The sequence below is a fragment of the Protofrankia sp. CiP1_Cm_nod3 genome, from assembly GCF_982290655.1.
In genome coordinates, this window is sequence record NZ_CEVIVD010000174.1 from 3,601 (window position 1) to 9,888 (window position 6,288).

Genomic DNA, 6,288 nt, shown 5'->3' on the forward strand with positions numbered 1-6,288 from the left:
CCAGCGATGTCACGCAGGCGGCCAGTCAGGAGGCCGGGCACACGGTGCCGCCGTCGCTGCCGACTCAGAGCTCGCAGCCCGCCGTGCCGGTGCCCGCCGTGCCGGTGTCGGTCCCGTCCGTGCCGGCGTCCGTTTTCAGGCGGCCGCGGGTCGGCCACATCCAGTTTCTCAACTGTCTCCCGCTCTACTGGGGCCTGGTGAACTCCGGCGCGGTACTGGACGTCGAACTGACCAAGGACACTCCAGACCGGCTCAACGAGGCACTGGTGGCGGGCGATCTCGACATCGGCCCGATCAGCCTGGTCGAGTACCTGCGGCACGCCGACGAGCTTGTCGTCCTGCCGGACATCGCGGTCGGCTCCGACGGCCCGGTGCTGTCGGTGGTGCTCGCCAGCGCCGTGCCGGTGGAGCGGATCCGGTCGGTGGCCCTGGGCTCGACGTCACGGACGAGTGTGCTGCTCGCGCAGATGCTGCTGGAGGACCGGCTGGGGCTGTGGCCGGCCTACACGGTCATGCCTCCCGATCTTCCCCTGATGCTGCGTGAGGCCGACGCCGCCGTACTGATCGGCGATGTGGCCCTGCGGGCCACCTATGACGCCGAGAACGCCGGGGACGCGCATCCGCTGCATGTCGTCGACCTGGGCGCAGCCTGGCGGGACTGGTCGGGCCTGCCGATGGTGTTCGCGGTGTGGGCGGCGCGCCGCGACTTCGCCCAGGCCTACCCGGGGGTGGTCAAGGAGGTGCACGACGCCTTCCGGGGCAGCCTCGATCTCGCGCTGCGCCAGGTGGACGCCGTGGCCCGGCACGCGGCGCGCTGGGAGGTTTTCGACGTGGCGACGCTGACGCGGTACTTCACCACGCTGGATTTCTCCCTGGGGAGGCGTCAGCTCGCGGGAATAACGGCTTTCGCCCGGCGGGCGGCGGCCCGCGACGCCGTCCCAGCGGATGTGGACGTGCTGTTCGCCGGTGGATAGGCACGGGTGGATGGCACGGGCGGGTACGAACGGCCGAACGGGTACCGGCACGGGCGGGTACATATTTACGGTGCCGCACCGGTCGCCGTCCATCATGATGTGTCCCGCAGCCCACGGTGACACGGCGTTCTTTTCATAACGATATATTCCGTCATCGGCGACGGCTCGTTCCGTCTTTTCCGGCGCCGCCTCCGGAGGGGGCGCGTGGCCCTGCTGGTCAGGACCGGGGCGTGGCCTGCTGGTCAGAACCGGAGAGCGGCTCCACCGACGGACAGGGCACCGTGGATGCCGGGCCAGGAGTTCGCGCGGGCTGGCGTTCGCGCCGCTCGGTGCGCTCGAACAGCCAGGATCTCGCGTGTGGGCGCATCCGGACACAATCAGCCTGGCCATCGGCGAAGCCTGACCATCGGCAGAGCCGCCTGCGGGCGGCTCGCGTGGGCGCCTCCGGGCACCCGCGCGTCCCGCCATCGGCGGCCTGCTCCGGGCACCTTGCGCGTGGGCGCACGCGGACATGGCGCTGCCGGGGCCGCCCCGGAACAGGCGGCCGGCCGGCCTCGCGGGTGGGTGCACGCGGACATAGCCCTTATGGGCCCCCACCGGCCCCTGGGCCCCGCAGGCCCGATGGGCGCGGCGCCGTGGACACCCCGCTGGCACGGGTGGGCCGGCCGCGGGCCGGTACGACGACCGACGTCGGAGCCGTCGCCTCGGGTGGCCGAAGGTTACCGGCAGCCGTCATCGGTGTTGCCGCCGGCCGGACATCGATGACAATCCACGCACAGTCCTTCCGCATCGTTTCGCGATTATGAACAGGTGTGATTGTGGGTGTCCGGTGGCGATGACCACCCTCCCTTTGCAGACGGCTGTCCTCCTTTTGGGGGATTCGCTGGGGGGCTAGCTCCGGAAACCATCCTGAATGACGATGGGCGGGTGGTACCGGCACGGCGTAGAACGTCGGATATGGACGGAGAGCCGGGTGCGCAGGATGCCGTCCGCGTCGTGGTGGCCGACGATGCCGACGGCGTACGCGATCTCGTTTGTCTCCTGTTGGACATGGAGCCCGATTTCGTGATCGTCGGCCGGGCCAGGGACGGGGCCGAGGCAATTGAGATCGTGGCGCGCACCGACCCCGACCTCGTCCTGCTCGACGTCGCCATGCCCATCATGGACGGCCTCGCGGCGTTACCCGTGATTCGCCGGACGGCGCCCCGGGCCCGGGTCGTCATCTTCACCGGTTTCTCCGAGCGGGCTCTTGGCGAACAGGCCTCGGCGCTCGGCGCGCACGCCCTGATCGAGAAGGGGCTCGCCGTTGACAGCCTGGTCGACCGCCTGCGGGACGTGTGCGGACGCGCTCCGGTCCGGACCGTCGCGAGCCGGCCGGCCCAGAGCTGAACCATCGACCGGCCCGGGAGCCGGCCCGAGCCGGCCCAGAACGCGCCCCCGGCCCAGGGTGCGCCCTCGGCCCAGCGGGCGGCCGGGCTGACCGGTCCCGCATCGGGCCGTCGACCGGCCGCGGCTCGCACGAGGCCCGCTGTCGCTGTCAGACGGCGCTCCCGTGCCGAGCCGGCTGGCCGGTCCCGCGCCGGAGCGTGGCCTGGCCGCGGCTTGCGTGAGGCTCGGCCGCGGCTCGCGTGAGGTCGTAGGGTGAGGCCCGCCGTCGGTGCCCAGGTGGCGTTCCCGCGCCGGGCCATCGGCATCACCGTCCGGCCGCGACCCGTCCGGCCGGTCGATCTGTTTATTGCCGTTGGCCTGTTTATCCACCGGTCCACTGAACAATGAAATCGGGACGGGTCCGCCGGCCGTCATCCATCCAAATTTTGAACGCTCCGTAATTTTATCCTGCTGCTGGGTGCATTCGCTGTCTTACGGGCGTCCGATGTGAAAGCATGGGCCCGTGACCGCGCGCCCGGATCTCCGTCTGACCGGTTCAGGCATGACGGGTTTCGGCTCGGGTCCCGCGTGGGCCGGCTTCACATCCGCCGGCCGCGCCTCGGCGGACTCCGCGGCCCTGGTCGACTTCGGGCTGGTCGCGCGCCTGCATGTCGACCTGCTCAGGGTCGCCAGCGCGGTCTGTCCGCGCCACATCTGACCTTTCCGCCGCTGACCTTTCCGCCGCGCCACCGCATCCTGTCGACATGTTGATGTTGTCGGCCTGTTGTCGGCGCACCCGCACACGGTTGCGAGAGATTCGATGACGACCCCCGCACGTTCCCGTTCCGCGCGCCCGTCCCGTCCGAAGGGGCAGGGCCAGTGGGCGCTCGGCCACCTGGAGCCCCTCAACCCCAACGAGCGGATGAAGAAGGACCAGGATGGCCTGGCCGTCCGGGACCGGATCCTCAACCGCTACCCCTACACGGGCTTCGCCGGCATCGACCCGCAGGACCTTCGGGGGCGGTTCCGCTGGTGGGGGCTGTACACCCAGCGCAGGGAGGGCATCGACGGCGGCAAGACGGCCGTCCTGGAGCCCGAGGATCTCGACGCGCCGTTCTTCATGCAGCGCATCCGCCTCGACGGCGGCCGGCTGACCAGCGACCAGCTCCGCGTCATCGCCGGGATCTCCACCCGCTACGGGCGGGACGTCGCCGACGTCACCGACCGGCAGAACATCCAGCTGCACTGGATCCGCATCGAGGACGTGCCGGCGATCTGGGCGGCGCTGGAGGGCGCCGGGATGACGACGGCCGAGGCGTGCGGTGACACCCCCCGCGTCATTCTCGGCTGCCCGCTGGCCGGCGTCGACGGCGACGAGGTCATCGACGCCACCCCGGCGATCGAGGAGACCGTCCGGCGGTACGTGGGCGACGAGTCCCTGAGCAACCTGCCGCGCAAGTTCAAAAGCGCCATCTCCGGCTGCGCCGACCACTGCACGCTGCACGAGATCAACGACATCGCGTTCGTCGGGGTCGTCCACCCCGAGCTCGGTGCCGGCTACGACCTGTGGGTCGGCGGCGGCCTGTCGACCAACCCGAAGCTGGGGGTCAGGCTCGGCACCTTCGTGGCTCCCGAGCGGGTCGCCGAGGTCTGGCACGCTGTGGCCAGCCTGTTCCGGGACTACGGCTACCGGCGGATGCGCACCCGGGCCCGGCTGAAGTTCCTGGTCGCCGACATGGGCCCCGAGTGGGTCCGCGCCACCCTGGAGAAGGAGTATCTGACCGCGGCGCTGCCCGACGGCCCGCCGCCGGCGCCGCCGCGTAACGAGGGACGCGACCACATCGGCGTCCACCGGCAGCGCGACGGCCGGTTCGCGGTCGGCTTCGCACCCCGCGCCGGGCGGCTGACCGGCACCACACTGGCCGCGGTCGCGGACCTCTCCGACCGTTTCGCCGCCGGCCGCATCCGGGCGACGACCACGCAGAAGCTGGTCATCCTCGACGTCGATCCGGCCCGGGCCGACGAGCTGGAGGCCGAGCTCACCGCACTCGACCTGGTCGTGCGGCCGAGCGTGTTCCGGCGCGGCACCATGGCCTGCACCGGTATCGAGTTCTGCAAGCTCGCCATCGTCGAGACCAAGGGGAAGGCCGGTTCGCTGATCGACGAGCTCGAGCGCCGCCTGCCGGACTTCGACGAGCCGATCGGCATCCACGTCAACGGATGCCCCAACGCGTGCGCGCGTTTCCAGGTCGCCGACATCGGGCTCAAGGGCTCCCTGGTGCCGGACGCCTCCGGGGAGCTCGTCGAGGGGTTCCAGATCCACCTTGGCGGTCATCTCGGCACCCGGTCGCGGCTCGGCCGGAAGCCCCGGGGGCTGAAGGTCACCTCCGCCGGGGTCGTCGACTACGTCGACGGCCTGCTGCGAGCCTACTCCGCGGGCCGCGGCGAGGGCGAGTCCTTCGCGGACTGGGTGGAACGGGTGGACGAGTCCGCGCTCTTCGTCGCGTCCGTACGAGCCGGTGCCGGCGCGGCCGGCGGGGCCGCTTCGGCGGCGGGCGTGGACGCGCCGGGCGAGCGCCACGGCGGCGGCTGATGGCCGGCGCGCACTCGGTCCCGTTCTACTGCCCGTACTGCGGCGAGGAGGACCTCGTCCCCTACCTGCCGCCCGAGACGGCCGGGGACGCCGCCGCCGGTTCCGGCCACGGCCAGTGGTCGTGCGGAAGCTGCCGGCGGGCGTTCCGGCTCAGCATGACCGCGCTCGCGGTCGCGGTGCCACCGCTTTCCGCCGGCATTGCTGCCGGTACCGTCCAGTCCTCTGCGCGGGGAGAAGACGCAGCTACGCGGGGGGAACAAGCAGCCGCGGCGGCGGCCGTGGCAGTGGAGGAGAGACGTTGATGAACGCCACGTTGCGGGCCCGGGCCCTACGCGCCGGTGACGAACTGGAGGGCGCGCCGGCCGAGGAGATCCTGGGCTGGGCGGTGGAGCAGTTCGGCAGCGGGCTTGTCGTCGCCGCGTCCATGGCCGAAGCGGTGCTCGTCGACATGCTCTCCCGGATCCGGCTGGACGTTCCGGTGGTGTTCATCGACACCGGCTACCACTTCGCCGAGACGATCGGCACCCGGGACGCGGTCCGGCACCGTTACGACCTGCCGCTGATCAGCGTCGCTCCGCAGCTCACCGTGGCCGGTCAGGACGCCGTGCACGGGCCGAGGCTGTTCGAGCGCGACCCGGACCAGTGCTGCCGCATGCGCAAGGTCGTGCCGCTGGACCGGGCGCTCGCCCCCTACCAGGCGTGGGCGGCGGGCTCGCGCCGGGCCGAGAGCGCCGGCCGTAAGAACCTGCCGGCCGTGGGCTGGGACGAACGCCGCGGCAAAGTGAAGATCCACCCGCTGGCGGCCTGGACGGACGAGGACGTCGAGCGCTACGTCCAGGAGCACGGCGTCATCGTCAACCCGTTGCTCTCCGACGGTTACGACTCGGTCGGCTGCTGGCCGTGCACCGAACGCGGCCAGGGCCGCGCCGGCCGCTGGACCGGCTCAACCAAAACCGAATGCGGCATCCACTGAGCCCTTCTTCCTCCGATCCTGTGACCGGTCGAGGCGCTCCGTGGTAGTCGAGCGATACCGCCTGCCTTGTATGTGGATCATAATTAGCCGCTGACCGAACCAATGCTGTGGATTGCTGATGCGGTTGCCCCTGGAACCTGATGGCTGGAAGCCGACGTCTGGAACCTGATGGCTGGAAGCCGTCGACGCCGGTCATGGCGGGAGCCGTAGGTGGAAACCGTTGTCACGGTAGCCTTTTTCACCTACGGCTTCCGCGGCTGTAGGTGAAAAACGTTGTGGGTACGACGGTTGTCACCTACGGGTTCGGTCGGGTTCGACCGCGGGTGCGGCGTGCGCGTGGGCGGTAGCGTCGCAGGGATGAACGAGGGTCAGGGCGCGGG

6 protein-coding genes are annotated in these 6,288 nt (G+C 71.0%); all 6 read left to right on the plus strand.

The window, feature by feature from the left end; genetic code table 11:
• The first annotated feature begins 119 nt into the window (after positions 1 to 119).
• The 6 genes from AC5LUJ_RS21580 (at position 120) to AC5LUJ_RS21605 (ending at position 5,908) form a co-directional block, all read left to right on the plus strand.
• Entirely contained in the window at positions 120 to 974 is an 855-nt protein-coding gene (locus AC5LUJ_RS21580) for a menaquinone biosynthetic enzyme MqnA/MqnD family protein (protein WP_445548550.1), read from the plus strand.
• A gap of 957 nt (positions 975 to 1,931) precedes the next feature.
• On the plus strand, positions 1,932 to 2,363 hold the full coding sequence (locus AC5LUJ_RS21585) for a response regulator transcription factor (RefSeq protein ID WP_250283264.1): 432 nt from the start codon (positions 1,932 to 1,934) through the stop codon (positions 2,361 to 2,363).
• Positions 2,364 to 2,904: 541 nt separating this feature from the next.
• On the plus strand, positions 2,905 to 3,060 hold the full coding sequence (locus AC5LUJ_RS21590; protein WP_250292567.1) for a putative leader peptide: 156 nt from the start codon (positions 2,905 to 2,907) through the stop codon (positions 3,058 to 3,060).
• 102 nt (positions 3,061 to 3,162) lie between these two features.
• Entirely contained in the window at positions 3,163 to 4,935 is a 1,773-nt protein-coding gene (locus AC5LUJ_RS21595) for a nitrite/sulfite reductase (RefSeq protein WP_250283261.1), read from the plus strand.
• A complete protein-coding gene (locus AC5LUJ_RS21600; RefSeq protein WP_250283259.1) occupies positions 4,935 to 5,237 on the plus strand; it encodes a hypothetical protein in 303 nt (100 codons plus the stop codon). The genes AC5LUJ_RS21595 and AC5LUJ_RS21600 overlap by 1 nt, the downstream gene beginning before the upstream one ends.
• Positions 5,237 to 5,908 (plus strand): phosphoadenylyl-sulfate reductase, encoded by a 672-nt coding sequence (locus AC5LUJ_RS21605; protein ID WP_250283257.1) that lies wholly within the window; start codon positions 5,237 to 5,239, stop codon positions 5,906 to 5,908. Before AC5LUJ_RS21600 ends, AC5LUJ_RS21605 begins: the two co-directional genes overlap by 1 nt.
• The last annotated feature ends 380 nt before the right edge of the window (positions 5,909 to 6,288 follow it).